Annotated in this window: 1 pseudogene; it reads right to left on the reverse strand. The window is 77.1% G+C overall.

From position 1 onward, the window contains the following. Positions 1–1,425: pseudogene (locus ACTUAL_RS03710) on the reverse strand (hypothetical protein); the annotation flags it as partial. Positions 1,426–1,623: the final 198 nt, after the last annotated feature.

A 1,623-nucleotide genomic window follows, 5' to 3' on the forward strand; every position in this document is an offset into this window, starting at 1 on the left:
GGGGTCGGGCACCGGGGACGGCACCAGGTCCACCGGGTCCACCGACAGCACCCGCTCCACCGCCTCCACCACCTCGTCGCCGTGCCGCGCGGCGGCGGCCCGCGCCTGCCCCGGCACCATCCGCAGCACGGCCTCCGCCGCCGCCCTGCGCTCCCCCGGCTCGCCGACCGCGTCCGCCAGCAGCAACCGGGCCGCCGCCTCGGGGTGCGCGCGCACCCACCGGACCGACACCGGCCGCGCCGCCCTCGGGCCGCCCAGCCGCGCGGCGACCAGCCGGGCGACCTCCACCGACACCAGCGGCAGCACCACGTCGTAGGCGCGCGCCGCCGGGTTGCGGGCGTAGTCGAGCGCGAGCCCGAACGCGCCTGCCTCGAACCGGTTCAGCAGCACCTGGACCAGCTCGCCGGAGTACCAGTTCAGCTCGGGCAGGGTCCAGTCGGCGACCCTGGGCAGCACCTGGTCGAGCGGCCCCTGCGCGAACCAGTGGAACTGCTGGCTCGCGCTCAGCTCCCCCCGCTCGAACAGCTCGGGGTAGCGCTCCCAGCGGGAGTCGGGGGAGTTCCCGGTGTACGGGCTCCTGACCGCCCACACCTCCCGCAGCCCGGCCCGCCACACCACGGACCGCTCGTCGGGCACCGGGACCCCCGGAACCACCAGCGGTTCCGGCAGCTCGCGGGCCACCTCCCAGGGCGGGGTGACCAGCGCGGCGGGCAGCTCGGCGTCAACCGCGTCGGGCACCGCCGACCGCGCGGCCAGCTCGGGGACGAGGACCTCGCGCGCCCACGCGGGCGCGGATCCCAGCAGGTCGGGGTGCACCCGCAGGTGGTCCAGCAGCAGCTCCCGCGCGGGCTCCCCGGCCGCCGCGAACCGCTCCAGCGCCATCCGGGGCTCCTTGCGCGCGACCTCCAGCGCGGAGATCGGCACGCCGCCGCCCAGCAGGTCGGCCAGGAGCGCCGTGAACGCGGGGGCGGTGGCGAACTCGACCAGCATCGCCCTGACCTGCTCGCCCGTGGCCCGGTAGCCGAAGGTGTCCGGGAGCAGGTGCGTGATCAGGGGAGCCAGGTCCGGCCCGATGACCGTGCCGAGCGTGTGCAGCACCTCGGGCGAGCGCAGCGCCTCGCTCCCCGCCAGGCGCAGGACCTCCCGCAGCTGGTCGAGCGAGTCGACCGAGTGCAGCAGCAGCTGCCACGCGTCCAGGTCGTCGAGCGCGCCCAGCGCCTCGACCGCCCGGTCCACCCAACCGGGCTGGTCCGGCACGAGGTACGCGGCGATGACCGAGGTGCGCGCGCCCCGGCGCTCGCCGTCCAGCGCGGTGACGGCGGCGGCGTAGTCCTCGTCGGACGCCGCCGCCAGCAGCGCGCGGGCCCGCCGCAGGAGCGGGGTGTGCCTGCCCCACCAGCTGCCGCGGGCGTCGGCCTCGATCATCCGCGCGCCCTCGGTGAGCCAGCAGGTGCGCAGCGCGGCGACCGCCGCGAAGACCGGGCCGTGGTCGAGCGCCCACAGGTCGACGACCTGGACGCGTGGCAGCTGCTGCTGCACTCGGTCGACTCGCTCGACCAGCTGCGGGAGGTCCTGCGCCTGGCGGGGAGCGAGGCGCTGCGCTCGCCCGAGGTGCTGCACACG

This window comes from Actinosynnema sp. (assembly GCF_052038725.1).